We start from the raw sequence: 25247 nt of genomic DNA, 5'->3' as shown, positions 1-25247 counted from the left end.
GGAGTAACCGATGACAACTCAGTATGGATTTTTTATTGATTCCGCCCGTTGCACCGGTTGCAAAACCTGCGAACTGGCCTGTAAGGACTACAAGAACCTGACCCCGGAGGTCAGCTTCCGCCGCATCTATGAATATGCCGGCGGCGACTGGCAGGAGGACAACGGCGTCTGGCAGCAGAACGTGTTTGCCTATTACCTCTCCATCGCCTGTAACCACTGTGAAGATCCGGCCTGCACCAAGGTCTGTCCGAGCGGCGCGATGCATAAGCGCGAAGACGGTTTTGTGGTGGTCAACGAAGAGGTATGCATTGGCTGCCGCTACTGCCATATGGCCTGCCCGTACGGCGCCCCACAGTACAATGCCGACAAAGGCCATATGACCAAGTGCGATGGCTGTCACGAGCGCGTCGCCGAGGGGAAAAAGCCGATCTGCGTCGAGTCCTGCCCGCTGCGGGCGTTGGATTTCGGGCCGATTGCCGAACTGCGCGCTAAGCACGGCCAGCTGGCCGCGGTAGCGCCGCTGCCGTCGGCGCACTTTACCCGGCCGAGTATCGTTATCAAACCTAACGCCAATGCCCGGCCGTGTGGCGATACCACCGGTTACCTGGCGAACCCGAAGGAGGTGTGAGATGGGAAACGGATGGCATGAATGGCCGCTGATGGTCTTTACGGTATTCGGCCAGTGCGTCGTAGGCGGCTTTATTGTTCTGGCGCTGGCGCTGATGACAGGCAAGCTTTCCCGTGAGCAGGAGCAGCGCGTGGTGGGCAGCATGTTCGGACTGTGGGTATTGATGGGGATCGGGTTTATTGCCTCGACGATGCACCTTGGCTCGCCGCTGCGGGCCTTTAATTCGCTGAATCGCGTGGGAGCCTCGTCGCTGAGTAATGAAATCGCCAGCGGGGCGATCTTCTTCGCCGTCGGCGGAATTGGCTGGCTGCTGGCCGTGTGCAAAAAGCTGCCTGCCGGCCTGCGGAGCCTGTGGCTGGTGGTGACCATGGTGCTGGGCGTGATTTTCGTGTGGATGATGGTGCGGGTATACAACACCATCGACACGGTGCCGACCTGGTACACCGTTTGGACGCCGCTGAGCTTCTTCCTGACGCTGTTTATCGGCGGTCCACTGCTGGGCTACCTGCTGCTGCGCGTCGCAGGCGTCGATGGTTGGGCGCTGCGCCTGCTGCCGGTGGTTAGTTTGCTGGCGCTGCTGGTCAGTATTATGGTGGTCGTGATGCAGGGAAGTGAACTTGCCACCATCCGCAGCTCAGTTCAGCAGGCCTCCGCCCTGGTGCCGGATTACGGGTTGCTTATGGCCTGGCGCGTAGTGCTGCTGGCGCTGGCCCTGGCCTGCTGGTGCGTGCCGCAGATTCGCGGCCGCAAACCGGCGGTCTCGCTGCTCGGCCTGGCCTTTGTTCTGATACTGGCGGGAGAGATGATCGGCCGCGGCGTATTCTATGGCCTGCATATGACCGTTGGGATGGCTGTCGCCAGTTAACCACCTCCATCATGCCGGTGCCTAACCACCGGCATGATGAAAACGTGCTGTCGATAGATGAAATTTTTCAACTGAAATTAACTTCGGCATTTATTAATAAACCAGCAAAAACAATAGCGTATTATCTGTTGTCTCACCTTTTTCCATCCTCTGGATAAAAAACTTCTATCGTAGCCGACAAAACCGCGTCACGCCTGATTTCAGGTGGATTGACAATGTTTTTAGCAGTGGCATGATGCGCTCGCGATCTGAACATTCCTCACGGTTTTTACCCATGACCATCTACACCCGGCCAGTGCAAATGCTGCTCTGTGGCCTGCTTTTATTGACCCTGGCGATAGCGGTGCTGAATACGCTCGTCCCGCTCTGGCTCGCCCATGAAAACATGCCAACCTGGCAGGTCGGCATGGTGGGGTCATCCTATTTTACCGGCAACCTGGCCGGTACGTTGCTGGCCGGCTGGGTGATCAAGCGCCTGGGGTTTAACCGTAGCTATTATCTCGCATCGTTAATTTTCGCCGTCGGCTGCGTAGGGCTGGGGATCACCGTTGGCTTCTGGACATGGCTGAGCTGGCGTTTTATCGCCGGCGTAGGTTGCGCGATGATCTGGGTGGTGGTGGAAAGCGCGCTGGTTTGCAGCGGCACTTCCCGCAGTCGCGGTCGTCTGCTGGCGGCGTACATGATGGTCTATTACGTCGGTACCGTACTGGGCCAGCTGATGGTCAGTAAATTACCCACCGATTTAATGAGCGTCCTGCCGTGGGTGACCGGCCTGGCGCTGGCGGCGATCCTGCCGTTGCTGTTTACCCGCATTATGGGGCAGGCAGAAGAACCGCATGAAACGGTACGTATCTGGCCGATGCTGAAGCTGCGCCAGGCGCGCCACGGGGTCAATGGCTGTATTATTTCGGGGATTGTCCTCGGCTCGCTGTATGGCCTGATGCCGCTGTGGCTGAACCATCAGGGCGTCAGCGACTCCGGCATCGGCTTCTGGATGGCGGTGATGGTGAGTGCGGGGATCCTCGGCCAGTGGCCGGTAGGGCGCCTGGCAGACCGCTACGGTCGCCTGCTGGTGCTGCGGGTACAGGTCTTTGTGGTCATTCTGGGATGTCTGGCGATGCTTAGTCAGGCGGCAATGGCTCCGGCGCTGTTTGTGCTTGGGGCATCTGGTTTCACGCTGTATCCGGTGGCGATGGCCTGGGCCTGTGAAAAAGTGGAGCACCATCAGCTGGTGGCGATGAATCAGGCGCTGCTGATGAGCTATACCATCGGCAGCCTGCTGGGCCCGACCCTGACGGCGATGCTGATGCAGAACTTCTCAGACAACCTGCTGTTTATCATGATCGCCAGCGTGTCGTTTATCTATCTGCTGACCCTGCTGCGCAAAGCCGGGCATCATCCGACGCCGGTGGCGCACGCCTGACCCTGCAACGCGCAGCGCATGCTGCGCGTCATCTGCTGCAATCGCATAGGCTTTCTGCCGCAGAGAGGACAAGTCGTTTTTCATGAGAATGAAACGGCGGGGCGGACACAGCTTCCCACGCCGTTGCAGGCCGGCATAAGCGCATCACCGGCCCGGGCGGGATTAGTACATTACTTTGTGACCATACTGCTCAAGGATGCCTTTTACCCGCTCCATGGTCTCTTTCTTCGGCGGATGGACGCCGTCCAGCTTGTACTCTTCGCCCATCGCTACCCATTTGTGTTTACCCAGCTCATGGTAGGGCAGCAGCTCGATTTTTTCGACATTGCCCATATCGCGGGTAAATTCGCCCAGGCGGTGCGCGGAATCATCATCGTCTGACCAGCCGGGAACCACCACGTAGCGGATCCAGACATTGATATTCTTCTTCGCCAGATACTGGGCGAATTCCAGCGTACGATGGTTAGAGACGCCGACCAGGTTCTGGTGAATCTCATCGTTCATCTGCTTGAGATCCAGCATCACCAGGTCTGTTACCTCCAGCAGCTCGTCGATAACCGGATCGTAGCGACGTACGAAGCCGTTGGTATCCAGGCAGGTGTGGATGCCTTCTTTCTTACACGCGCGGAACCAGTCGCGAACAAACTCCGCCTGCAGGATCGCCTCACCGCCCGAGGCGGTGACGCCGCCGCCGGAAGCATTCATAAAGTGACGATAGGTCACCACCTCTTTCATTAATTCTTCAACGGTGATTTCTTTGCCGCCGTGGGTATCCCAGGTGTCACGGTTATGGCAGTACAGGCAGCGCATCAGGCAGCCCTGGAAAAAGGTAATAAAGCGGATGCCCGGGCCATCAACGGTGCCACAGGATTCAAAGGAGTGAATGCGACCAATAACTGACATTGCGGTGTTTTCTCCAGATGTGGCCCATCCGGGGCCGTGTTGGTGCGCAGCTCAGCGGCTGCGTCGAGTCTGTTTTGACAGGTACCCAAAGTATAGATAACTGGCAAAGCAGGCTGGGGCGGGGAATGCTTGTTAAAAAGGCCCCACTGATGTGGGGCCTTTATTGTACGCCTTTTCAGTCAGACAGGGAATTACATGGTCTGAGTGAAGGTACGGGTAATAACATCCTGCTGCTGTTCTTTGGTCAGGGAGTTAAAACGTACGGCGTAGCCAGATACACGGATGGTCAGCTGCGGATATTTTTCCGGGTTTTCCATCGCGTCGAGCAGCATTTCGCGGTTCATGACGTTCACGTTCAGGTGCTGACCACCTTCGATGGACGCTTCGTGATGGAAGTAACCATCCATCAGACCCGCCAGGTTGGTCTTACGAACTTCGTCGTCTTTACCCAGCGCGTTCGGCACGATAGAGAAGGTATAAGAGATACCATCTTTCGCGTAAGCAAACGGCAGTTTAGCGACGGAGGTCAGAGAGGCTACTGCGCCTTTCTGGTCACGGCCGTGCATCGGGTTAGCACCTGGACCGAACGGCGCGCCAGCGCGACGACCGTCTGGGGTATTACCGGTTTTCTTACCGTACACCACGTTAGAGGTGATGGTCAGAACAGACTGAGTCGGGATAGCGTTGCGGTAGGTGTGCAGTTTCTGAATTTTCTTCATGAAACGTTCAACCAGGTCAACGGCCATGTCATCGACGCGAGGGTCGTTGTTACCAAACTGCGGGTATTCGCCTTCGATTTCGAAGTCGATAGCCAGACCGTCTTCGTCACGAATCGGTTTAACTTTCGCATATTTGATTGCAGACAGGGAGTCAGCAGCAACGGACAGACCAGCGATACCACACGCCATGGTGCGGATAACGTCACGGTCGTGCAGCGCCATCAGAGAGGCTTCGTAGCTGTACTTGTCGTGCATGTAGTGGATGATGTTCAGCGCGGTGACGTACTGTTTAGCCAGCCAGTCCATGAAGTGATCCATGCGATCCATTACTTCGTCGAAGTTCAGGACGTCGCCTTTGATCGGTTCAGATTTCGGACCAACCTGCATTTTCAGTTTTTCATCCACGCCGCCGTTGATAGCGTACAGCATGGTTTTCGCGAGGTTAGCGCGAGCGCCGAAGAACTGCATTTGCTTACCAACAACCATCGGGCTTACGCAGCATGCGATAGCGTAGTCGTCGTTGTTGAAGTCCGGACGCATCAGGTCATCGTTCTCATACTGCAGAGAAGAGGTATCGATGGACACTTTAGCGGCGAATTTCTTGAAGCTCAGCGGCAGTTTTTCAGACCACAGGATAGTAATGTTCGGCTCCGGAGACGGCCCCATGGTGTACAGGGTGTTCAGGAAGCGGAAGCTGTTTTTGGTCACCAGAGTACGGCCGTCAACGCCCATACCGCCGATGGATTCCGTTGCCCAAATCGGGTCGCCGGAGAACAGTTCATCATATTCCGGGGTACGCAGGAAGCGAACCATACGCAGTTTCATGACCAGGTGGTCAACCATTTCCTGCGCGTCTTGCTCGGTGATTTTACCCGCCTGCAGGTCACGCTCGATGTAGATATCCAGGAAGCTGGAGGTACGACCGAAGGACATTGCCGCGCCGTTCTGAGATTTCACGGCAGCCAGGTAACCGAAGTAGGTCCACTGAATCGCTTCCTGAGCGGTGGTCGCCGGACCAGAGATGTCATAGCCATATTTAGCGGCCATCTCTTTGATCTGGCCCAGTGCGCGGTGTTGTTCAGCGATTTCTTCACGCAGACGGATGGTCGCTTCCAGGTCTTCGCCGCTTTCCAGTTTCGCTTGCAGAGAGTTGAACTGGGCGAATTTGTCTTTCATCAGGAAGTCGATACCGTACAGCGCAACGCGACGGTAGTCACCGATGATACGACCACGACCGTAAGCATCCGGCAGACCCGTCAGCACGCCGGATTTACGGCAGCGCAGAATGTCCGGGGTATAGACGTCGAAAACGCCCTGGTTGTGAGTTTTACGGTACTCTGTGAAGATTTTTTTCAGCATCGGGTCCAGCTCGCGATTATACGCTTTGCAGGAACCTTCAACCATTTTGATACCACCGAACGGGATGATCGCACGTTTCAGCGGCGCTTCGGTCTGCAGACCAACGATTTTTTCCAGACCTTTCTCGATATAGCCCGCGTCGTGAGAGGTGATGGTGGAAGCCAGGGCAGTGTCAAAATCAACAGGCGCGTGAGTGCGGTTTTCCTGTTTTACACCTTCCATTACGGTGTCCCACAGCTTGGTGGTCGCTTCAGTCGCGCCAGCCAGGAAGGATTCGTCGCCTTCATATGGGGTGTAGTTTTTCTGAATAAAGTCACGGACGTTGACTTCATTCTGCCAGTCACCTTTCGCAAAACCTTCCCAGGCTGTGGCTAACTTTTCATTAAGCTCGGACATGTAACACCTACCTTCTTAAGTGGATTTTTTATTTACTGCCTGAAACAACCCTTAGTGATGGTCGTTGCCACGCAGGTAAATGACCCAGTATGTCAACCCGACCAGCAGACCCCCGCCGATAATGTTCCCGATAGTTACCGGAATCAGGTTATCAGTGATGAAGTTCATAACGGTCAAGTGAGAGAAACTTTCCGGAGTCGAACCGATGGCGGTCCAGAATTCCGGGCTTGCAAAGTTGCGGATTACGATACCCATCGGGATCATAAACATGTTGGCGATGCTGTGCTCAAAGCCGCTGGCAACGAACATCGCTACCGGCAGGACCATGATCATCGCTTTATCCATCAGGCTACGACCGGAATAGCTCATCCATACGGCGAGACAAACCATCAGGTTAGCGAGGATACCCAGGCTCACGGCCTCCACAAAAGTATGGTGCATTTTGTGGTCGGCGGTCTGCAGAACGTTTAGCCCCCAGCCGCCGTTGGCAGTCATATATTCGCCTGATAACCACATCAGCAGCACAAACAGCAGCGCGCCCACCAGGTTACCAAAATAGACGTTGAGCCAGTTTTTTGCCAGTTGCCCCCAGGTAATTCGACCGCTGGCTTTGGCCACCACGATCAGTACCGTAGAGGTAAAGAGGTCAGCGCCGCAGATAACGCACAGAATCAGACCCAGAGAAAAACAGATCCCACCGATAAGTTTGGCAATCCCATAAGGCATCGCGGCAGTGCCGGTGGTCGCGGTGATATAGAATACGAAAGCGATGGAGATGAAAACGCCAGCGGTGATCGCCAGATAAAACGTCTTCATCGGATGCTTCGTTGCTTTATAGACACCTGCTTCTTCGGCGACTTTCGCCATCGCGGCAGGGAGCAAAAGATCAAAAGGGTTGTCAGCTTTCACACTAACTCTCTCTTTATATAAGTTGGCGGTGAGATACTAACAAAGCATTATAGAAGGGAAATTGATATAGATCATATCTCACCGGAACTATATGCCTTTTTAGTGTGTGGTTTTTATTGAAATTATCCGTAAGCTCATGAAATATATAGAGAAAATAATTTTTAAATTTTATAAATAATGTTGAATTTTTTCTTTTTTACCCCCATTTTTGAGTTAATTAAAATGGAGTATTTTTATTAAATTTAACAATTGATAAATGATGAAATGGCGTTATTTAACATTAATTAACTTTACAACTACAAATTATAGGAGGCGCTTTCTTAGGGTTAAATAACGGAGCCGCTGATGGCTCCGTTGTAAGCATGAACGATGGCGCAAGCTGGGCTTATTTTGCCCAAAACGCCGCTTTCGCCCGCTGCAGTTTTTCATAGGCTTTCAGCAGCGACTGATGGGCCGGGAAGGCCTGCAGATCGCTATCGACCGCCTGGAGACCATAGAACGGCGCTTCCCCGCTCAGCGCCGCGCTGGCGGCTTCGACCGCGTCTGCGCCGTACATACGGATGAAGGCGTTCAGGTACTGCAGCGGCTGACGCTCTTCTTCCTGGCTCAGCAGCAGCAGGGTTTGCAGACAGCGATAGTAGTTCGCGCGCTCCGCGCTGAAGACCGAAGCATTAAATTCCATGGTCCACTCGGTCCAGATCAGCGCCTGTTCCAGATCGCCGCCGGCCAGGGCCAGCATCGCTTTCAGCTCGCCGACGCGCAGGGTATACCAGCCGTTGTCTTTTCCGGTGGCGAGCCCCAGCAGTTCGCGAACGCGGGTGAAATCATCCAGACCCTCATCGTCCATCTGCTCGATCAGCGCCAGGTAATCTTCTTTATCCCACTCGCTGCCCGGCAGGGACAGAATGGTGTCCCGCAGATGAGCGCCCATGCTGTTGTTCGCCAGCCACAGGTCTTCCGCCGGGTATATGTCCGACATCCCCGGGACGATGATACGGCAGGCGTAAACGCCCAGGTGCTCGTAGTCGGCGATGTACACTTCTTTATCTTCGGCCTTGAAGATGGCCATCAGGGTGGCGAACTCTTCTTCGGTAGTACCAGAGAAGCTCCAGTCAACGAATGGATAGTCGGCGTCCTGCTTGAACATATCCCAGGAGATCAGGCCGCTGGAGTCGATAAAGTGGGTTTCGAGGTTCGCGTGCTCGGCGACCTCTTCGTCATCGAAGGTTGGCGGCGTGAAGACGTCGAGGTCTTTCAGGCTGCGGCCCTGCAGCAGTTCGGTGACGGTTCGCTCCAGCGCCACGCCAAAGTCCGGGTGGGCGCCGAAGGAGGCGAAGCAGGTGCCGTTAGCCGGGTTAAACAGCACGACGCAGATAACCGGATATTTGCCGCCCAGCGAGCCATCATAGGCAAAGATCGGGAAACCTTCAGCTTCCAGTTTGGCGATCGACTCCACGACGCCCGGATAGCGCGCCATGACTTCCGCCGGGATCTCCGGCAGGCTGATGCTTTCAGCGATGATGCGGTTTTTAATGTGACGTTCAAAGACCTCTGACAGACCCTGTACCCGCGCTTCGTTGCGGGTGTTACCGGCGGACATGCCGTTGGAGACGTACAGGTTGCCGACAATATTCATCGGAATATAGACGGTTTCGCCGTCGGACTGGCGGGTAAAAGGCAGACCGCACACGCCGCGCTCATCGTTACCCGACTGCAGATCCACCAGCATACTGGCCGTTAACTGATCGTCAGGATCGTAGAACGCGCGCAGGCGGGCATCCAGCAGACCTTCCGGGACTTCATCATCCTCAGTCAGCGGGAACCACTTTTCGTTCGGGTAGTGAACAAACGGGCCGTTAGCGATAGTGTCGCCTAACCAGAAGTCGGCGAAGAAATAGTTAGTGGACAGACGTTCGAAATATTCGCCCAGCGCGGAGGCCAGGGCTGCCTTTTTGGTGGCGCCTTTACCATTGGTAAAGCACAGCGCGCACGCTTTATCGCGAATGTGAACGGACCACACGTGCGGCACCGGGTTCAGCCACGAGGCCTCTTCGATATCAAATCCGAGGTCGAGCAATTTCTGCTGGAAGCGAGCGATGGAATCTTCCAGGGCGGCATCTTTGCCGGGAATAAACGTTTGGGTCATGGCGATCACTTTTGTCGTACGGAAAGCGCGCAATGATACGGCTTTTATCTGACAGGTGCTATCTCCATCATCTGGCTATGCTTAGAGGCATCTTTAATACACAGGGAGATGGAAAATGAAAGCCTTTGACTGGCAGCGGATGGCGCTCGATAAAGTACCGGTGGAATTCCTGGCGGAGGTGGCGTTGCGCAGCCTCTATACCTTCGTTCTGGTCTTTATTTTCCTCAAGATTACCGGACGGCGCGGCGTGCGGCAGATGTCGCTGTTCGAGGTGCTGATTATTTTGACCCTCGGCTCGGCGGCGGGTGACGTGGCGTTTTATGACGATGTGCCGCTGCTGCCGGTGCTGGTGGTCTTCGTTACGCTGGCGCTACTGTATCGCGGCATTATGTGGCTGATGGGGCATAGCGAAAAGCTGGAGGATCTACTGGAGGGGAAACCTATCGTAGTGGTGGAAGAGGGACAGTTGGCCTGGGAGAAGCTGCATGCGGAAAACATGACCGAATTCGAATTTTTTATGGAGCTGCGGGTCAACAGCGTCGAGCAGCTTGGCCAGGTCCGGCTGGCAATCCTCGAAACCAACGGGCAGATCAGCGTGTTTTATTATCCCGATGAAGAGGTGAGGGCCGGATTATCGATCCTTCCAGCGCATTGTACCACACGCTATACCACCATTCCGCAAGAGGGGATCTATGCCTGCGTGCGCTGCAGCATCGTAATGGCGATGCAGGCGGGAGAAAAACGAATATGTCCGCGCTGCGCAAATGCAGAATGGTCGAAGGCCAGCCGGGCGAAACGGCTTACCTGACAGCAAATATGTCGGTTTTATTACGTCAAGCCGATAGATTCTGTTGTGTGACGGCGGCCGCGTTTTACCGTCGGCGAGTTTTAGCCATTGCGGACCGTGTCACTGAATGATAAAACCGATAGCCACAGGAATAACTTATGCCCGCGGCGGTTCGCGGGCAAAACAACATAGCAACGTGGTGAGGGGAAATGGCTCAGGTCTATAACTTCAGTTCGGGCCCGGCAATGCTGCCGGCGGAAGTACTCAAACTGGCGCAGCAGGAACTGTGCGACTGGCACGGTCTGGGGACGTCGGTCATGGAGATCAGTCACCGTGGTAAGGAGTTTATCCAGGTGGCAGAAGAGGCAGAACAGGACTTCCGCGCTCTGCTGAACATCCCTTCCAACTATAAAGTTTTATTCTGCCACGGCGGCGGCCGCGGCCAGTTCGCCGGGATCCCGCTGAACATCCTCGGCGATAAAAAGGTCGCTGACTATGTGGACGCCGGCTACTGGGCGGCCAGCGCGGTCAAAGAGGCGAAGAAATACTGCACGCCGAACGTTATCGACGCGAAAATCACCGTCGACGGCAAGCGCGCTGTGAAGCCGATGAGCGAGTGGCAGCTGACCCCGGGAGCGGCCTATCTGCACTACTGCCCGAACGAAACCATTGATGGTATCGCGATTGATGAGACGCCGAACTTCGGCGACGACGTCATCGTGACCGCCGATTTCTCCTCCACCATTCTTTCCCGCGAAATTGACGTCAACCGCTTCGGCGTAATCTACGCCGGCGCGCAGAAGAATATCGGTCCGGCTGGGCTGACGCTGGTCATCGTGCGTGAAGATCTGCTGGGCAAAGCCAGCGTGGCCTGCCCATCAATTCTTGACTACACCGTGTTAAGCGAGAATGACTCGATGTTTAACACACCGCCGACGTTCGCATGGTATCTGGCTGGACTGGTGTTTAAGTGGCTGAAACAGCAGGGCGGGGTTGCCGCGATGGATAAAATCAACCAGCAGAAAGCCGAACTGCTCTACGGCGTGATCGATAACAGCGGCTTCTATCGTAACGATGTGGCGCAGGCCAACCGTTCGCGTATGAACGTACCGTTCCAGCTGGCGGACAGCGCCCTGGACAAACTGTTCCTCGAAGAGTCGTTTGCTGCCGGGCTGCACGCGCTGAAGGGCCACCGGGTGGTGGGCGGCATGCGTGCTTCCATCTACAACGCCATGCCGCTGGACGGCGTGAAGGCGTTAACCGACTTTATGCTGGACTTCGAACGCCGCCACGGTTAATCGCCTGTTTCTTTCTTCCTCCCCGCGGCCTGTCTGCGGGGTTTTTATTCTGTTTGTTTGAGAGTGAAGTTTGATGGAATCCCTGACGTTACAACCCATCGCACGCGTAGAGGGCACCGTGAACCTGCCAGGTTCGAAAAGCGTCTCCAACCGCGCGCTGCTGCTGGCTGCCCTGGCCCGCGGCACGACGGTGCTGACCAACCTGCTGGACAGCGACGATGTGCGCCATATGCTGAATGCCCTGAGTGCGCTGGGGGTTCAATATACCCTGTCTGCCGACCGCACCCGCTGCGAAGTGACCGGCAACGGGGGCCCGTTGCGCTCTGCCGCGGCGCTGGAGCTGTTCCTTGGCAACGCCGGTACCGCGATGCGTCCGCTGGCGGCGGCTCTGTGCCTTGGCAGCAACGATATCGTGCTGACCGGCGAACCGCGGATGAAAGAGCGTCCGATCGGCCATCTGGTGGATGCCCTGCGTCAGGGCGGCGCTCAGATCGACTATCTGGAGCAGGAAAATTATCCACCGCTGCGCCTGCGCGGCGGTTTTCAGGGCGGCAACGTCGAGGTTGACGGCAGCGTCTCCAGCCAGTTCCTGACCGCGCTGCTGATGACCGCGCCGCTGGCGCCGCAGGATACCGTCATCGTCATTAAGGGCGATCTGGTGTCGAAACCCTATATCGACATTACGCTGCACCTGATGAAAACCTTCGGCGTTGAGGTGGACAATCAGTCTTATCAGCGATTTGTGGTGCGCGGCAAGCAGCAGTATCAGTCGCCGGGAGATTACCTGGTGGAAGGCGATGCTTCCTCGGCCTCGTATTTCCTCGCCGCTGGCGCCATTAAGGGCGGCACGGTAAAAGTCACCGGTATCGGCCGCAACAGCGTACAGGGCGACATTCGTTTCGCCGACGTACTGGAGAAAATGGGCGCCACCGTCACCTGGGGCGACGATTTCATCGCCTGCACCCACGGCGAGCTCAAGGCGGTCGATATGGATATGAACCATATCCCGGACGCCGCGATGACCATCGCCACCGCCGCGCTGTTCGCGCAAGGGACCACTACCCTGCGCAATATCTACAACTGGCGGGTCAAGGAGACGGACCGTCTGTTCGCCATGGCGACCGAGCTGCGTAAAGTGGGCGCCGAGGTGGAAGAGGGGGAAGATTATATCCGCATCACCCCGCCGGCAAAGTTGAAGTACGCAGAAATCGGCACCTATAACGACCACCGGATGGCGATGTGCTTCTCGCTGGTAGCGCTGTCTGATACGCCGGTGACCATCCTTGATCCCAAATGTACGGCCAAAACGTTCCCTGACTACTTTGAGCAGCTGGCGCGGATCAGTACCCTCGCCTGAGTAAAACTTTGTCATCCCGCGGGCTGATGTCCTGTCAGCCCGCTATAATTGCGCAAAACTTCTGCTTTTCATTTCCTGTAGTCCGTAATTTACAAGCAATGCTCACTTTCCGGCGTATTGATGCGTATAATGCGCGGCGTTTATATTCCATGCGCCTTGCTGAAGGAGAAAAAGATGACGGCGAATATTCCGGTAATCACCATTGATGGGCCTGGCGGTGCGGGTAAAGGTACGTTGTGCAAGGCAATGGCGGAAGCGCTGGGCTGGCATCTGTTAGATTCAGGCGCGATCTACCGCGTTCTGGCGCTGGCGGCGCTGCATCATCATGTCGACGTGGAGTCCGAAGAGGCGCTGGTGCCCCTGGCTGCCCATCTTGACGTGCGTTTTATTTCTACTGACGGCAACCTGGAAGTGGTGCTGGAAGGGGAAGATGTCAGTAGCGAAATTCGCACTCAGGAGGTCGCGAACGCGGCCTCGAAAGTGGCGGCTTTTCCGCGCGTTCGCGAAGCGCTGCTGCGCCGCCAGCGCGCCTTCCGCGAACTGCCGGGGCTTATCGCCGACGGTCGCGATATGGGAACGGTAGTTTTCCCGGACGCGCCGGTGAAAATTTTCCTCGATGCCTCGGCCGATGAGCGGGCGCATCGCCGCATGCGGCAGTTGCAGGAAAAGGGCTTTGATGTTAACTTTGAACGTCTTTTGTCCGAGATAAAAGAGCGTGACGATCGCGACCGAAATCGCGCCGTGGCGCCGCTTGTCCCGGCTGCCGATGCATTAGTTCTCGATTCAACCGAACTAAACATTGAGCAAGTGATTGAAAAAGCGCTACAATATGCGCGCGAAAAATTGGCCGTTGCGTAGGCCTTAACCGGTAACGCGCCGAAGCCTCCGAATTATAGCAGTACCCCGCGGCAATGGATGGTCAGCGGGTATGTGAAACAACCCCATCCGGCACGGAGCCAGGTGGACGTTAATATTAACCTGAAGATTAAACATGACTGAATCTTTTGCTCAACTGTTTGAAGAATCCTTAAAAGAAATCGAAACCCGCCCGGGTTCCATCGTTCGTGGTGTTGTTGTTGCTATCGACAAAGACGTAGTACTGGTTGACGCCGGTCTGAAATCTGAGTCCGCCATCCCGGCTGAGCAGTTCAAAAACGCCCAGGGCGAGCTGGAAATCCAGGTTGGTGACGAAGTTGACGTTGCTCTGGATGCAGTAGAAGACGGCTTCGGTGAAACTCTGCTGTCCCGTGAGAAAGCTAAACGTCACGAAGCTTGGATCACGCTGGAAAAAGCTTACGAAGACGCTGAAACTGTTACCGGTGTTATCAACGGCAAAGTTAAAGGTGGCTTCACTGTTGAGCTGAACGGTATTCGTGCGTTCCTGCCGGGTTCCCTGGTAGACGTTCGTCCGGTGCGCGACACGCTGCACCTGGAAGGCAAAGAGCTTGAGTTCAAAGTCATCAAGCTGGACCAGAAGCGTAACAACGTTGTTGTTTCTCGTCGTGCCGTTATCGAATCCGAAAACAGCGCAGAGCGCGATCAGCTGCTGGAAAACCTGCAGGAAGGCATGGAAGTCAAAGGTATCGTTAAGAACCTCACTGACTACGGTGCATTCGTTGATCTGGGCGGCGTTGACGGCCTGCTGCACATCACCGATATGGCCTGGAAACGCGTTAAGCATCCGAGCGAAATCGTAAACGTTGGCGACGAAATCACTGTTAAAGTGCTGAAGTTCGACCGCGAGCGTACCCGTGTATCCCTGGGCCTGAAACAGCTGGGCGAAGATCCGTGGGTAGCTATCGCTAAACGTTATCCGGAAGGTACCAAACTGACCGGTCGCGTGACCAACCTGACCGACTACGGCTGCTTCGTTGAAATCGAAGAGGGCGTTGAAGGCCTGGTTCACGTTTCCGAAATGGATTGGACCAACAAAAACATCCACCCGTCCAAAGTTGTTAACGTTGGCGACGTTGTGGAAGTAATGGTTCTGGATATCGACGAAGAGCGTCGTCGTATCTCCCTGGGTCTGAAGCAGTGCAAATCTAACCCATGGCAGCAGTTCGCGGAAACCCACAACAAGGGCGACCGTGTTGAAGGTAAAATCAAGTCTATCACTGACTTCGGTATCTTCATCGGCCTGGACGGCGGCATCGACGGCCTGGTTCACCTGTCTGACATCTCCTGGAACGTTGCAGGCGAAGAAGCAGTTCGTGAATACAAAAAAGGCGACGAAATCGCAGCAGTTGTTCTGCAGGTTGACGCAGAGCGTGAGCGTATCTCCCTGGGCGTTAAACAGCTCGCGGAAGATCCGTTCAACAACTACGTTGCTCTGAACAAGAAAGGCGCTATCGTTGTTGGTAAAGTGACTGCAGTTGACGCTAAAGGCGCAACCGTAGAACTGGCTGACGGCGTAGAAGGTTACCTGCGTGCTTCTGAAGCATCCCGTGACCGCGTTGAAGACGCAACTCTGGTTCTGAGCGTTGGCGACGAAGTTGAAGCGAAATTCACCGGCGTGGATCGTAAGAACCGCGTAGTGAGCCTGTCTGTACGTGCGAAAGACGAAGCGGAAGAAAAAGACGCTATCGCTACCGTGAACAAGCAGGAAGACGCGAACTTCTCCAACAACGCTATGGCTGAAGCGTTCAAAGCAGCGAAAGGCGAGTAATCTTTGTCATTCAGGTAATAACAACCTGAATAGCGACGAGTTTACTTGACAGATTGCAGGATTCGTCCTGTAATCAAGCACAAAGGGCGGCTACGGCCGCCCTTGTTTAAGCTGTTAGCTAATTTTTGCCTTGAAGGAAACCGGAGGAATAATGACCAAGTCAGAATTGATTGAAAGACTTGCCAGCCAGCAATCTCACATTCCGGCGAAAGCGGTGGAAGATGCTGTTAAAGAAATGCTGGAACATATGGCCTCAACGCTTGCTCAAGGTGAGCGCATTGAAATCCGCGGTTTCGGCAGCTTTTCTCTGCACTATCGAGCACCTCGCACCGGACGTAACCCGAAAACTGGTGATAAAGTCGAACTGGAAGGTAAGTACGTTCCGCACTTTAAGCCCGGGAAAGAATTACGTGACCGCGCCAATATTTATGAAGGGTGAGTTGCACGACGTGCAGCCTGCCTGACGATAAAGAAAGCACCTTCGGGTGCTTTTTTTGTGCCCGCCATTTACGGCCATCCTTACAAAAAAAGCGTGCCCGGCTGCAAGCGAGGCGATTGTCTGGAATGCGCCGCGCAAACCTGAATTCGCCGCCAGGACGCCAGCACCGCTTTGCGTAACACTGCCCACTCACAGGGAGGTGTTTATGCGTCTACCATGGCTTGCCGGATGCGCCATCATTGCAATGCTGCCGCTTCTCTGGCTACCCGTCTTGCCGGGCCCGTGCAGTCTGGCGGGCGCGAGCGCACTGGCGCTGGCGCTGATTCGTCTGCATGGAAGGGCCGTCGCCGGAGTGGCGATGACGCTTCTGCTGGTGGTCTGGGGAGTATTGAGCGCGCATCAGGCGCTGTGGCCGACCCGGCACCTTACCGGCGCCATCCGGCAAGCGGAAGTGATCCTTAGCGAGACGGATGGCCAGACCTTGCACCGTGGACAGATGGTGCGCCTGCGGGGCCGCTATCTGTTTCCCCCGGTAGGCGTAACGCTGTACGGGGAACTTGCACCTGCGCCAGCCTGTGCGGGTCAACACTGGCTGATGACGCTGCGCCTGCGCCCGGTGCACGGGCAGCTCAATGACGGGGGCTTCGACAGCCAGCGCTATGCGCTGGCGCAGCACCGACCGCTGAGCGGAGGGATCGTCGCCGCTTCCGCGCTGGATGCCCGCTGCAGTCTGCGCGCCCGCTATCTGACGTCGCTGACCCGGCGACTGCAGACTTATCCCTGGCGCGCGGTGATGTTGGGATTAGGAATGGGGGAGCGGCTGTCTTTGCCGACGGAGATAAAGGTCCTGATGCAGAACACGGGCACTTCCCATCTGATGGCTATCTCGGGTCTGCATATCGCTCTCGCGGCTTCTCTTATCATGCTGTTGCTGCGCGGCGTGCAGTATATTCTCCCGGGCCGCTGGATTGGCTGGCGGTTGCCGCTGCTGGCCGGGCTGGCCGGCGCCGTCGGCTATGCCTGGCTGACCGGTATGCAGCCGCCGGCGCTGCGCACCTGCGTAGGGTTGGGCATGTGCTGCGCCTTACGCTTGTCGGGCCAGCGATGGACGGCGTGGCAGGTGTGGCTCTGCTGTCTGGGAGCGATACTGGTTGCCGACCCGCTGGCGGTCCTGTCGCAAAGCCTGTGGCTATCTGCCTTCGCCGTGGCGGGGCTGATCTTCTGGTTCCAGTGGCTCCCGTTGCCTGCCGGCCGCTGGCGCTGGCCGTGGAAGACCATAATTGCTCTTGTTCATTTGCAGGCTGGCGTGACGCTGCTGCTGCTGCCGCTGCAGTTGTTGCTATTCCATGGAGTCAGCCTGACGTCGATGGCGGCTAATTTGCTGGCGGTACCGTTAGTCACCCTGTTGGCGGTGCCGCTTATTCTGACCGCGATGCTGGTGCATCTCTCGGGGCCGGAGATAGTGGAGTCGCTGCTCTGGCTGGCGGCCGATCGCGTGCTGGCCGTATTGTTCTGGGGATTAAGACGTTTACCGGACGGCTGGTTGACGCTGGATGCTCGCTGGCTGTGGATCAGTAGCCTGCCGTGGCTGTTGGTGATGGGCTGGCGTTTTCAGAGCTGGCGGCATTCACCGGCGCTGTGTCTCAGCGTGCTGTTTTTACTGACGCGGCCATTCAGCCGACAACCGCCTGCGGACGAATGGCGGGTGACGATGCTGGATGTCGGGCAGGGGCTGGCGATGGTGATCGAGCGTCACGGTAAGGCATTGCTTTACGATACCGGGCCGGCTTGGCCGCAGGGTGATAGCGGTCAACAGGTGATTATCCCGTGGTTGCGCTGGCACCATCTGCAGCTGCAAGGGGTTATGCTGAGCCATGAACATCTGGATCATCGCGGCGGCCTTGATTCAGTGCTGCAGGCATGGCCGCAGGCCTGGGTGCGCAGCCCGTTAGGCTGGGCGCATCATCTGCCGTGTCATCGCGGTGAGCGCTGGCAATGGCAGGGACTCAACTTCCAGGCCCTGTGGCCGCTGCCGGGCAGCACGGCAAAGGGTAACAATCATTCCTGTGTGGTGCGGATCGATGATGGTCGCTCCAGCATCCTGCTCACCGGCGATATAGAACGTCAGGCGGAGCAGGCGATGATCAGCCGTTACTGGCGGCATCTGACGTCTACACTTATTCAGGTTCCCCACCACGGCAGCAATACCTCCTCCAGCGCGCTGCTGATCCGCCGGGTGGATGGCGCGGCCGCGCTGGCCTCCGCTTCGCGCTACAATGCGTGGCGGATGCCCTCGTACAAGGTGGTTCAGCGCTACCGCCAGCGGGGTTATCGCTGGTTCGCCACGCCGCAGCAGGGGCAGATAACGGTGGTTTTTTCCGCAGAAGGGTGGCAAATCCATAGCTTACGGGATCAAGTTTTACCGCGTTGGTATCATCAGTGGTTTGGCGCGCCCGCCGATAACGGGTAGAATATGCGGCTATTTCAACACAAGCTGGTTTATTGAATGCAGAACGATAAAGATCTCTCCACGTGGCAGACCTTCCGCCGACTTTGGCCGATTATCGCGCCGTTTAAAGCCGGGCTAATCGTAGCGGCGGTGGCGTTGGTGCTTAACGCGGGCAGTGACACCTTCATGTTATCGCTTCTTAAACCGTTATTGGATGATGGTTTTGGTAAAACGGATCGCTCAGTGCTGCTATGGATGCCGCTGGTGGTTATCGGCCTGATGGTGCTGCGTGGGATCACCAGCTACATCTCGAGCTATTGTATTTCCTGGGTTTCCGGCAAAGTGGTGATGACCATGCGTCGTCGCCTGTTCGGCCACATGATGGGTATGCCGGTGGCCTTCTTTGACAAGCAGTCTACCGGAACGCTGCTGTCACGCATCACCTATGATTCTGAGCAGGTCGCCTCCTCCTCTTCCAGCGCGCTGATCACCGTGGTCCGCGAAGGGGCATCGATTATCGGTCTGTTCGTGATGATGTTCTATTACAGCTGGCAGCTGTCGCTGATCCTGATCGTACTGGCGCCGATTGTGTCGGTGGCGATCCGCGTGGTCTCCAAGCGTTTTCGCAATATCAGTAAGAATATGCAGAACACGATGGGGCAGGTCACCACCAGCGCCGAGCAGATGCTGAAAGGGCACAAAGAGGTGCTGATGTTTGGCGGCCAGGAAGTGGAAACCAAACGTTTTGATAAAGTCAGCAATAAAATGCGTCTGCAGGGGATGAAGATGGTTTCCGCCTCGTCTATCTCCGACCCGATCATTCAGCTTATCGCCTCCCTGGCGCTGGCCTTTGTCCTGTATGCCGCCAGCTTCCCGAGCGTGATGGACACCCTGACCGCCGGGACCATTACCGTGGTCTTCTCCTCGATGATTGCGCTGATGCGTCCGCTGAAGTCGCTGACCAACGTCAATGCCCAGTTCCAGCGTGGGATGGCGGCGTGCCAGACGCTGTTTGCGATCCTCGATTCCGAGCAGGAAAAAGACGAAGGTACGCGGGTCATTGAGCGGGCGAAAGGCAATCTCAAGTTCGAGAACGTCACCTTTACCTACCCGGGTCGCGAAGTGGCCGCGCTGCGCAATATCAATCTCGATATCCCGGAAGGGAAAACCGTGGCGCTGGTGGGGCGCTCAGGGTCGGGTAAATCGACCATTGCCAGCCTGATCACCCGCTTCTACGATGTCGACGAGGGGCAGATCCTGCTGGATGGCCACGACCTGCGCGAGTACAAGCTGAGCTCACTGCGCGATCAGGTGGCGCTGGTTTCACAGAACGTGCATCTGTTCAACGATACCGTCGCCAACAATATCGCCTATGCCCGTACCGAAGAGTACAGCCGCGAGCAGATTGAAGAGGCCGCGCGCATGGCCTACGCCATGGATTTCATTAACAAGATGGATAATGGTCTGGATACCATCATCGGCGAGAATGGCGTGATGCTGTCCGGCGGCCAGCGCCAGCGTATTGCTATTGCCCGCGCGCTGCTGCGTAACAGCCCGATCCTGATCCTTGATGAAGCCACCTCGGCGCTGGATACCGAGTCCGAGCGTGCCATTCAGGCGGCGCTGGATGAGCTGCAGAAAAACCGTACCTCGCTGGTTATCGCTCACCGTCTGTCGACCATTGAGCAGGCTGATGAAATCGTGGTGGTTGAAGACGGGCGGATCGTGGAGCGCGGAACGCACCATGACCTGCTGGAGCATAAGGGCGTGTACGCCCAGCTGCATAAGATGCAATTCGGCGAATGATCGCGCGCATCTGGTCCGGGGAATCGCCGCTGTGGCGCCTGCTGCTGCCGCTCTCCTGGCTGTATGGCCTGGTGAGCGGGGTGATTCGCCTCAGCTATCAGCTGGGGTGGCAAAAAGCCTGGCGCGCGCCGGTGCCGGTGGTGGTGGTTGGTAACCTGACCGCTGGCGGCAATGGCAAAACGCCGGTGGTGATCTGGCTGGTGGAGCAGCTGCAGCAGCGCGGTATTCGCGTTGGCGTCGTGTCTCGCGGCTACGGCGGTAAAGCCGACCGCTATCCGCTGGTGTTGGACGACAGGACCAGTACGGCGCAGGCGGGTGATGAACCGGTGTTGATCCATCAGCGTACCGGTGCCCCGGTCGCTGTCGCTCCGCTGCGCAGCGACGCGGTAAAAGCGTTGCTCAGCGCGCACGATCTGCAGATGATTGTGACCGACGACGGGTTGCAGCACTATAAGCTCGCGCGGGACAGAGAAATTGTCGTTATTGACGGCGTGCGCCGCTTTGGCAACGGCTGGTGGCTGCCTGCCGGGCCGATGCGCGAGCGGGCGTCGCGTTTGCAAAGCGTTGATGCGGTTATCGTTAACGGCGGCGTGGCGCGTCCGGGTGAGATCCCGATGCGGCTGCGCCCAGGGATGGCGGTTAACCTGCTTACCGGCGAACGTCGCGATGTCTCCACCTTCACGAACGTGGTGGCGATGGCCGGCATCGGCCATCCGCCGCGCTTCTTCGCCACCATCGAAAGCTGCGGCGTCCAGCCGGTCAAAACCGTGGCGCTGGCGGACCATCAGGCGCTGAGCCAGGCTGATGTCGCCGCCCTGGTGACCGCCGATCAGACGCTGCTGATGACCGAGAAAGATGCCGTGAAATGTCGCGATTTCGCCGCTGCAAACTGGTGGTATTTACCGGTCGACGCCATAATGGCCGATGAACGCGCACAGCGGTTGCTTGCGGACTTAGCGACGTTGGCGCAACGTTAACTGACGCGCCGGCTTTGCTCGCCGCTGTGCTGGAATTCCTGACGGAGAACCTGCATGTCGGTATTGCAACTATCGCTTAACGAGGCGCGCCACCTCCATCTCGCGGCGCAGGGGTTGTTAAAGAAGCCCCGACGTCGCGCTCGCCCGAAAGACATTCTTTCCACCATCCAGCAGATGTCGCTGCTGCAAATCGATACCATCAACGTGGTGGCCCGCAGCCCCTACCTGGTGCTGTTCAGCCGTCTTGGCAGCTATCCGCAGCACTGGCTGGATGAGTCGCTGCGCAACGGCGAGCTAATGGAATACTGGGCGCATGAAGCCTGCTTTCTGCCGCGCAGCGATTTCGCCCTGGTGCGCCATCGCATGTTGAATCCCGACAATATGGGCTGGAAATACCATCGCGCGTGGATGGAGGAGCATGCCGGGAGTATTGCCGAGCTGGTGGCGCATATCGGGCAAAACGGCCCGGTTCGCTCGGCGGATTTTACCCACCCGCGCAAAGGCGCCAGCGGCTGGTGGGAGTGGAAACCGCATAAGCGCCACCTTGAAGGGCTGTTTACCGCCGGCGAAGTGATGGTGGTGGAGCGGCGCAATTTTCACCGCGTGTATGATCTAACCCGGCGGGTGATGCCGGACTGGGACGACGAGTGCGACGCGCTCTCCCGCGAAGACGCAGAGGCCATTATGTTGCGCAATAGCGCCCGTAGCCTCGGCATCTTCCGCGCCCAGTGGCTGGCCGATTACTATCGCTTGCGCCAGCCGGCGCTACCGGGTCTGCTGGCGGCCTGGCAGGAAGAGGGGCTGGTGGTGCCGGTTAACGTGGAAGCACTCGGCGAGATGTGGCTGCATCACGAGGCGCTGGCGCAGCTGGAGACCGCGCCCGGCGGTAAGCTGACCGCCAGCCATAGCGCCGTGCTCTCGCCCTTCGACCCGGTGGTCTGGGATCGGAAACGCGCTGAGCAGCTGTTCAACTTCAGCTATCGCCTGGAGTGTTATACCCCGGCGCCGAAGCGTCAGTATGGCTACTTCGTACTGCCTCTGCTGCACCAGGGAAAACTGGTCGGGCGGATGGACAGTAAAATACATCGCAAAAGCCGGGAGCTGGAGATCTTCGCTCTGTGGCTGGAGGAGGGGGTGAAGATCACCCGTGGTCTGGAGCAGGGGCTGCGCCGGGCGATTAACGACTTCGCACACTGGCAATCGGCAGAGCGGATCCTGTGCCGACGCCTGCCGGAAGGGCTGTTTGTCGGCCAGGAGCAGGGGTGGGAAATCGACGCCGATTGATCCCGGCGCCTGCCTTCCTGTGATATGCTGCTGAGAAATCTATCCGGTCCATCAGGAGGAAACATGGATCACCGTTTACTTGAAATCATCGCCTGCCCGGTCTGTAACGGCAAGCTGTATTACAGTCAGGATAAGCAAGAACTTATTTGCAAACTTGATAGCCTGGCGTTTCCGCTGCGCGACGGTATCCCGGTGCTGCTGGAGACAGAGGCGCGTCCGCTGGCGCTAGAAGAGAGTCACTCATGAGTTTCGTGGTCATTATTCCTGCGCGTTTCGCCTCCACGCGCCTGCCGGGAAAACCACTGCAGGACATTAATGGTAAGCCGATGATTGTCCATGTGCTGGAGCGCGCTCGCGAATCCGGCGCGGATCGTATTATTGTCGCCACCGATCACGAAGATGTCGCCCGGGCGGTTGAAGCCGCCGGCGGCGAGGTCTGTATGACCCGCGCCGACCATCAGTCCGGCACCGAACGGCTGGCGGAAGTGGTGGAAAAGTGCGCGTTCAGCGATGACACCATTATCGTCAATATTCAGGGCGATGAGCCGATGATCCCCCCGGCGATTGTCCGCCAGGTGGCGGAGAATCTGGCTGCCAGCAGCAGCGGAATGGCGACGCTGGCGGTACCGATCCATGATGCGGAAGAGGCGTTTAACCCGAATGCGGTGAAAGTGGTGATGGATGCCAAGGGTTACGCGCTCTATTTCTCCCGCGCGACTATTCCCTGGGATCGCGATCGCTTTGCCCAATCCCGCGAGACCATCGGTGACTCCCTGCTGCGTCACATCGGCATCTATGGCTATCGCGCCGGCTTTATCCGCCGCTATGTCAGCTGGGCGCCGAGCCCGCTGGAGCAGATTGAAATGCTCGAGCAGCTGCGAGTGCTGTGGTATGGCGAGAAAATCCATGTCGCCGTAGCGGCGGAAGTGCCCGGCACCGGCGTGGATACCCCGGAAGATCTGGAGCGCGTCCGCGCTGAGCTGCGTTAGTCCTCTGTCCCCTCCTTGCTGGAGGGGATATCCCCGTCGGTTTTTTGCTTTTTTTACCCCTTTTTGATCTTATCCGATGACAACCCAGGTGCGGGCGCTCATTATGAAACCAGTAGTGTTCATAGGGGTAATCGACAATGGAACAGTTGCGAACCGAACTCAGTCATCTTCTTGGCGAAAAGCTAAGCCGGGTGGAGTGTGTCAGTGAACAAGCCGCTACGGCGCTGTGGTTCCTGTACGATGCGCAGGGAAACCCGATGCCGCTGCTGGCGCGAAGTTTCACCACGCCCGGCGTGGCGCGGCAGCTGGCATGGAAGATCTCGACCCTGGCGCGTAATGGTACGGTGCGTATGCCGGTGGTTTATGGCGTCATGACGCACGAAGAACATCCCGGACCAGATGTGCTGCTGCTTGAGCGCCTGCGCGGCGTACCGGTGGAGGCGCCGACGCGCACCCCGGCGCGCTGGGAGCAACTGCAGGAGCAAATCGTCGAGGCGCTGCTGGCGTGGCATCGGCAGGACAGTGGCGGCTGCGTGGGAATGGTCGACAATACCCAGGAAAACCTGTGGCCGAACTGGTACCGCCAGCGGGTAGAGATATTGTGGAGCACCCTGAACCTGTATCAGGACACCGGTCTCACCATGCAGGATAAGCGCCTTTTGTTCCGCTCCCGCGAGTGCCTTCCGGAGCTGTTCCGCGATTTCAATGATAATGCTGTGCTGGTGCATGGCAACTTCACTCTGCGCAGCATGCTAAAAGATCCGCGCAGCGATCAGCTGCTGGCGATGGTGGGGCCGGGGATGATGCTGTGGGCGCCACGCGAGTATGAACTGTTCCGCCTTGCTGAAGGCGGCCAGGCGGAACAGCTGCTGTGGCGCTACCTGCAGCAGGCGCCAGTTTCCGAGGCCTTTGTCTGGCGTCGCTGGCTTTATCTGCTGTGGGATGAGGTGGATAGTCTGGTCAACACCGGGCGCTTTGATCGCGCCCGTTTTGACCTCGCTGCAAAATCACTCCTGCCCTGGCTCGCCTGAGCTGCCTTTCAGCCATTGCCAGACGCGACCAAGGGTTTCATAGCCGACCCGGTCGCTGTGCATCAGCCACACTGGAGAAGGAATGGCCCGCTCCCACGGATTGAGCGGCGAGGTCACCGCCAGCTGATTGGCCGGCGCGGGAAGCGGATCCAGGCCGGCATGGCGAAAGAATATCATCGCCCGCGGAAGGTGTGACGCCGAGGTGACCAGCAGGAAGGGCGCGTCGCCGATGGCGCGCTTCACCGCCAGCGCTTCCTCTTCTGTATCTTTCGGCCGATCGAGCACAATGATATCGCTGCGAGGTACGCCAAGGCTCTCCGCCACTCTCGCCCCGGCTTCCGCCGTGCTGACGGGGTTCGTTTTCGCCGCCGCGCCGGTAAAGATCATTTTCGAACCGGGATTCGCCTGCCACAGGCGGATGCCCTCCGTCAGGCGCGGCAGGCTGTTATTGATAAGATTAGAGCTTGGCGCCCACTCCGGATTCCAGGTATAGCCGCCGCCCAGCACCACCACGTAGTTCACCGGCTGCTCGCCGCGCCAGGTGGGGTAGGTATCTTCAATCGGTTTCAGCAGGCTGTCGGCTACGGGCTGCAGGCTCAGCAGCGTCAGCAGCAGCCAGCCGAGGCTCACGCATAGCTTCCCGGTACGCTGAAAGCGGCTGAACCATAACAGCGCGATCCCGATACCGATCAGCAACAGTAAGGCGGGTAGCGGCAACAGCAGGCCGCCGACGATCTTTTTTAGCGTGAAAAGCATGCCAGATGGTTCCTTTTTTAACCATATAACCAAAGTTATGTTCGGATCTTATAACAGATCG

At 57.3% G+C, this 25247-nt stretch carries 21 protein-coding genes; 16 read left to right on the top strand and 5 right to left on the bottom strand.

Annotation, left to right across the window (positions count from 1 at the left end):
- Window positions 1-10: 10 nt before the first annotated feature.
- The 3 genes from OHJ17_RS16750 (at window position 11) to OHJ17_RS16740 (ending at window position 2916) form a co-directional block, all read left to right on the top strand.
- Window positions 11-628, top strand: a complete 618-nt coding sequence (locus OHJ17_RS16750) for a DMSO/selenate family reductase complex B subunit (protein ID WP_004150845.1) — start codon at window positions 11-13, stop codon at window positions 626-628.
- A 1-nt stretch (window position 629) separates the two neighbouring features.
- Entirely contained in the window at window positions 630-1493 is an 864-nt protein-coding gene (locus tag OHJ17_RS16745) for a dimethyl sulfoxide reductase anchor subunit family protein (protein ID WP_004150844.1), read from the top strand.
- A 274-nt stretch (window positions 1494-1767) separates the two neighbouring features.
- On the top strand, window positions 1768-2916 hold the full coding sequence (locus tag OHJ17_RS16740) for an MFS transporter (RefSeq protein WP_004150843.1): 1149 nt from the start codon (window positions 1768-1770) through the stop codon (window positions 2914-2916).
- Window positions 2917-3078: 162 nt separating this feature from the next.
- Here OHJ17_RS16740 and pflA read toward each other — a convergent pair whose 3' ends face one another.
- From pflA to ycaO, 4 genes are all read right to left on the bottom strand, one after another.
- Window positions 3079-3819 carry a pyruvate formate lyase 1-activating protein gene (gene pflA, locus OHJ17_RS16735; protein ID WP_002898145.1) on the bottom strand — a complete coding sequence of 247 codons (741 nt, stop codon included), beginning with the start codon at window positions 3817-3819 and terminating at the stop codon, window positions 3079-3081.
- A 191-nt stretch (window positions 3820-4010) separates the two neighbouring features.
- Window positions 4011-6293 carry a formate C-acetyltransferase gene (gene pflB / locus OHJ17_RS16730; protein ID WP_002898148.1) on the bottom strand — a complete coding sequence of 761 codons (2283 nt, stop codon included), beginning with the start codon at window positions 6291-6293 and terminating at the stop codon, window positions 4011-4013.
- A 51-nt stretch (window positions 6294-6344) separates the two neighbouring features.
- On the bottom strand, window positions 6345-7202 hold the full coding sequence (gene focA / locus OHJ17_RS16725) for a formate transporter FocA (RefSeq protein ID WP_002898150.1): 858 nt from the start codon (window positions 7200-7202) through the stop codon (window positions 6345-6347).
- A 385-nt stretch (window positions 7203-7587) separates the two neighbouring features.
- Window positions 7588-9348 (bottom strand): 30S ribosomal protein S12 methylthiotransferase accessory factor YcaO, encoded by a 1761-nt coding sequence (gene ycaO, locus OHJ17_RS16720; protein ID WP_004150842.1) that lies wholly within the window; start codon window positions 9346-9348, stop codon window positions 7588-7590.
- A 115-nt stretch (window positions 9349-9463) separates the two neighbouring features.
- Here ycaO and OHJ17_RS16715 point away from each other — a divergent pair, with 115 nt between their 5' ends.
- The 13 genes from OHJ17_RS16715 to OHJ17_RS16655 all read left to right on the top strand — a co-directional run bounded on the left by OHJ17_RS16715 (window position 9464) and on the right by OHJ17_RS16655 (window position 24430).
- Window positions 9464-10156, top strand: coding sequence for a DUF421 domain-containing protein (locus OHJ17_RS16715; protein ID WP_002898152.1), 693 nt, complete (start codon window positions 9464-9466; stop codon window positions 10154-10156).
- Window positions 10157-10344: 188 nt separating this feature from the next.
- Complete coding sequence (serC, locus tag OHJ17_RS16710) at window positions 10345-11433, top strand: 3-phosphoserine/phosphohydroxythreonine transaminase (protein ID WP_002898155.1); 1089 nt, start codon at window positions 10345-10347, stop codon at window positions 11431-11433.
- A gap of 73 nt (window positions 11434-11506) precedes the next feature.
- On the top strand, window positions 11507-12790 hold the full coding sequence (aroA, locus tag OHJ17_RS16705; protein ID WP_002898157.1) for a 3-phosphoshikimate 1-carboxyvinyltransferase: 1284 nt from the start codon (window positions 11507-11509) through the stop codon (window positions 12788-12790).
- 174 nt (window positions 12791-12964) lie between these two features.
- Window positions 12965-13648: a (d)CMP kinase gene (cmk, locus tag OHJ17_RS16700; RefSeq protein WP_002898160.1), complete on the top strand. Its 684-nt coding sequence runs from the start codon at window positions 12965-12967 to the stop codon at window positions 13646-13648.
- 133 nt (window positions 13649-13781) lie between these two features.
- A complete protein-coding gene (rpsA, locus tag OHJ17_RS16695) occupies window positions 13782-15455 on the top strand; it encodes a 30S ribosomal protein S1 (RefSeq protein ID WP_002898162.1) in 1674 nt (557 codons plus the stop codon).
- Window positions 15456-15606: 151 nt separating this feature from the next.
- The gene (gene ihfB / locus OHJ17_RS16690; protein ID WP_002898165.1) at window positions 15607-15894 is read left to right on the top strand and encodes an integration host factor subunit beta; all 288 of its coding nucleotides are present in this window, start codon (window positions 15607-15609) and stop codon (window positions 15892-15894) included.
- Between the two features lie 205 nt (window positions 15895-16099).
- Entirely contained in the window at window positions 16100-18364 is a 2265-nt protein-coding gene (locus OHJ17_RS16685; RefSeq protein ID WP_032432857.1) for a ComEC family protein, read from the top strand.
- Between the two features lie 36 nt (window positions 18365-18400).
- Window positions 18401-20149, top strand: a complete 1749-nt coding sequence (gene msbA, locus OHJ17_RS16680) for a lipid A ABC transporter ATP-binding protein/permease MsbA (protein ID WP_002898170.1) — start codon at window positions 18401-18403, stop codon at window positions 20147-20149.
- Entirely contained in the window at window positions 20146-21126 is a 981-nt protein-coding gene (gene lpxK / locus OHJ17_RS16675) for a tetraacyldisaccharide 4'-kinase (RefSeq protein ID WP_032432859.1), read from the top strand. Before msbA ends, lpxK begins: the two co-directional genes overlap by 4 nt.
- Before the next feature lie 54 nt (window positions 21127-21180).
- A complete protein-coding gene (locus OHJ17_RS16670) occupies window positions 21181-22410 on the top strand; it encodes a winged helix-turn-helix domain-containing protein (protein WP_032432861.1) in 1230 nt (409 codons plus the stop codon).
- Between the two features lie 63 nt (window positions 22411-22473).
- Window positions 22474-22656 (top strand): protein YcaR, encoded by a 183-nt coding sequence (ycaR, locus tag OHJ17_RS16665; RefSeq protein ID WP_002898177.1) that lies wholly within the window; start codon window positions 22474-22476, stop codon window positions 22654-22656.
- On the top strand, window positions 22653-23399 hold the full coding sequence (gene kdsB / locus OHJ17_RS16660; RefSeq protein WP_002898180.1) for a 3-deoxy-manno-octulosonate cytidylyltransferase: 747 nt from the start codon (window positions 22653-22655) through the stop codon (window positions 23397-23399). Before ycaR ends, kdsB begins: the two co-directional genes overlap by 4 nt.
- Window positions 23400-23536: 137 nt before the next feature.
- A complete protein-coding gene (locus OHJ17_RS16655; RefSeq protein ID WP_002898182.1) occupies window positions 23537-24430 on the top strand; it encodes a YcbJ family phosphotransferase in 894 nt (297 codons plus the stop codon).
- Here the strand turns inward: OHJ17_RS16655 and elyC are convergent.
- Complete coding sequence (elyC, locus tag OHJ17_RS16650) at window positions 24407-25186, bottom strand: envelope biogenesis factor ElyC (protein WP_004141786.1); 780 nt, start codon at window positions 25184-25186, stop codon at window positions 24407-24409. The two genes, OHJ17_RS16655 and elyC, sit on opposite strands and share 24 nt — an antisense overlap.
- Window positions 25187-25247: the final 61 nt, after the last annotated feature.

The sequence above is a fragment of the Klebsiella sp. KP20-425-1 genome, from assembly GCF_025813515.1.
Taxonomy (GTDB): Bacteria; Pseudomonadota; Gammaproteobacteria; order Enterobacterales; family Enterobacteriaceae; genus Klebsiella; species Klebsiella pneumoniae.
This window is presented reverse-complemented; position numbering and strand designations above follow the sequence as displayed.

Bases quoted from the DNA above. Each gene is read 5' to 3' on its own strand.
- ihfB (WP_002898165.1), top strand. From the start codon at position 15,607: ATGACCAAGTCAGAATTGATTGAAAGACTTGCCAGCCAGCAATCTCAC.
- lpxK (WP_032432859.1), top strand. From the start codon at position 20,146: ATGATCGCGCGCATCTGGTCCGGGGAATCGCCGCTGTGGCGCCTGCTG.
- pflA (WP_002898145.1), bottom strand. From the start codon at position 3,819: ATGTCAGTTATTGGTCGCATTCACTCCTTTGAATCCTGTGGCACCGTT.
- rpsA (WP_002898162.1), top strand. From the start codon at position 13,782: ATGACTGAATCTTTTGCTCAACTGTTTGAAGAATCCTTAAAAGAAATC.
- kdsB (WP_002898180.1), top strand. From the start codon at position 22,653: ATGAGTTTCGTGGTCATTATTCCTGCGCGTTTCGCCTCCACGCGCCTG.
- aroA (WP_002898157.1), top strand. From the start codon at position 11,507: ATGGAATCCCTGACGTTACAACCCATCGCACGCGTAGAGGGCACCGTG.
- OHJ17_RS16740 (WP_004150843.1), top strand. From the start codon at position 1,768: ATGACCATCTACACCCGGCCAGTGCAAATGCTGCTCTGTGGCCTGCTT.
- OHJ17_RS16715 (WP_002898152.1), top strand. From the start codon at position 9,464: ATGAAAGCCTTTGACTGGCAGCGGATGGCGCTCGATAAAGTACCGGTG.
- pflB (WP_002898148.1), bottom strand. From the start codon at position 6,293: ATGTCCGAGCTTAATGAAAAGTTAGCCACAGCCTGGGAAGGTTTTGCG.
- msbA (WP_002898170.1), top strand. From the start codon at position 18,401: ATGCAGAACGATAAAGATCTCTCCACGTGGCAGACCTTCCGCCGACTT.
- ycaR (WP_002898177.1), top strand. From the start codon at position 22,474: ATGGATCACCGTTTACTTGAAATCATCGCCTGCCCGGTCTGTAACGGC.
- OHJ17_RS16655 (WP_002898182.1), top strand. From the start codon at position 23,537: ATGGAACAGTTGCGAACCGAACTCAGTCATCTTCTTGGCGAAAAGCTA.
- elyC (WP_004141786.1), bottom strand. From the start codon at position 25,186: ATGCTTTTCACGCTAAAAAAGATCGTCGGCGGCCTGCTGTTGCCGCTA.
- OHJ17_RS16745 (WP_004150844.1), top strand. From the start codon at position 630: ATGGGAAACGGATGGCATGAATGGCCGCTGATGGTCTTTACGGTATTC.
- serC (WP_002898155.1), top strand. From the start codon at position 10,345: ATGGCTCAGGTCTATAACTTCAGTTCGGGCCCGGCAATGCTGCCGGCG.
- OHJ17_RS16670 (WP_032432861.1), top strand. From the start codon at position 21,181: ATGTCGGTATTGCAACTATCGCTTAACGAGGCGCGCCACCTCCATCTC.
- ycaO (WP_004150842.1), bottom strand. From the start codon at position 9,348: ATGACCCAAACGTTTATTCCCGGCAAAGATGCCGCCCTGGAAGATTCC.
- OHJ17_RS16685 (WP_032432857.1), top strand. From the start codon at position 16,100: ATGCGTCTACCATGGCTTGCCGGATGCGCCATCATTGCAATGCTGCCG.
- cmk (WP_002898160.1), top strand. From the start codon at position 12,965: ATGACGGCGAATATTCCGGTAATCACCATTGATGGGCCTGGCGGTGCG.
- OHJ17_RS16750 (WP_004150845.1), top strand. From the start codon at position 11: ATGACAACTCAGTATGGATTTTTTATTGATTCCGCCCGTTGCACCGGT.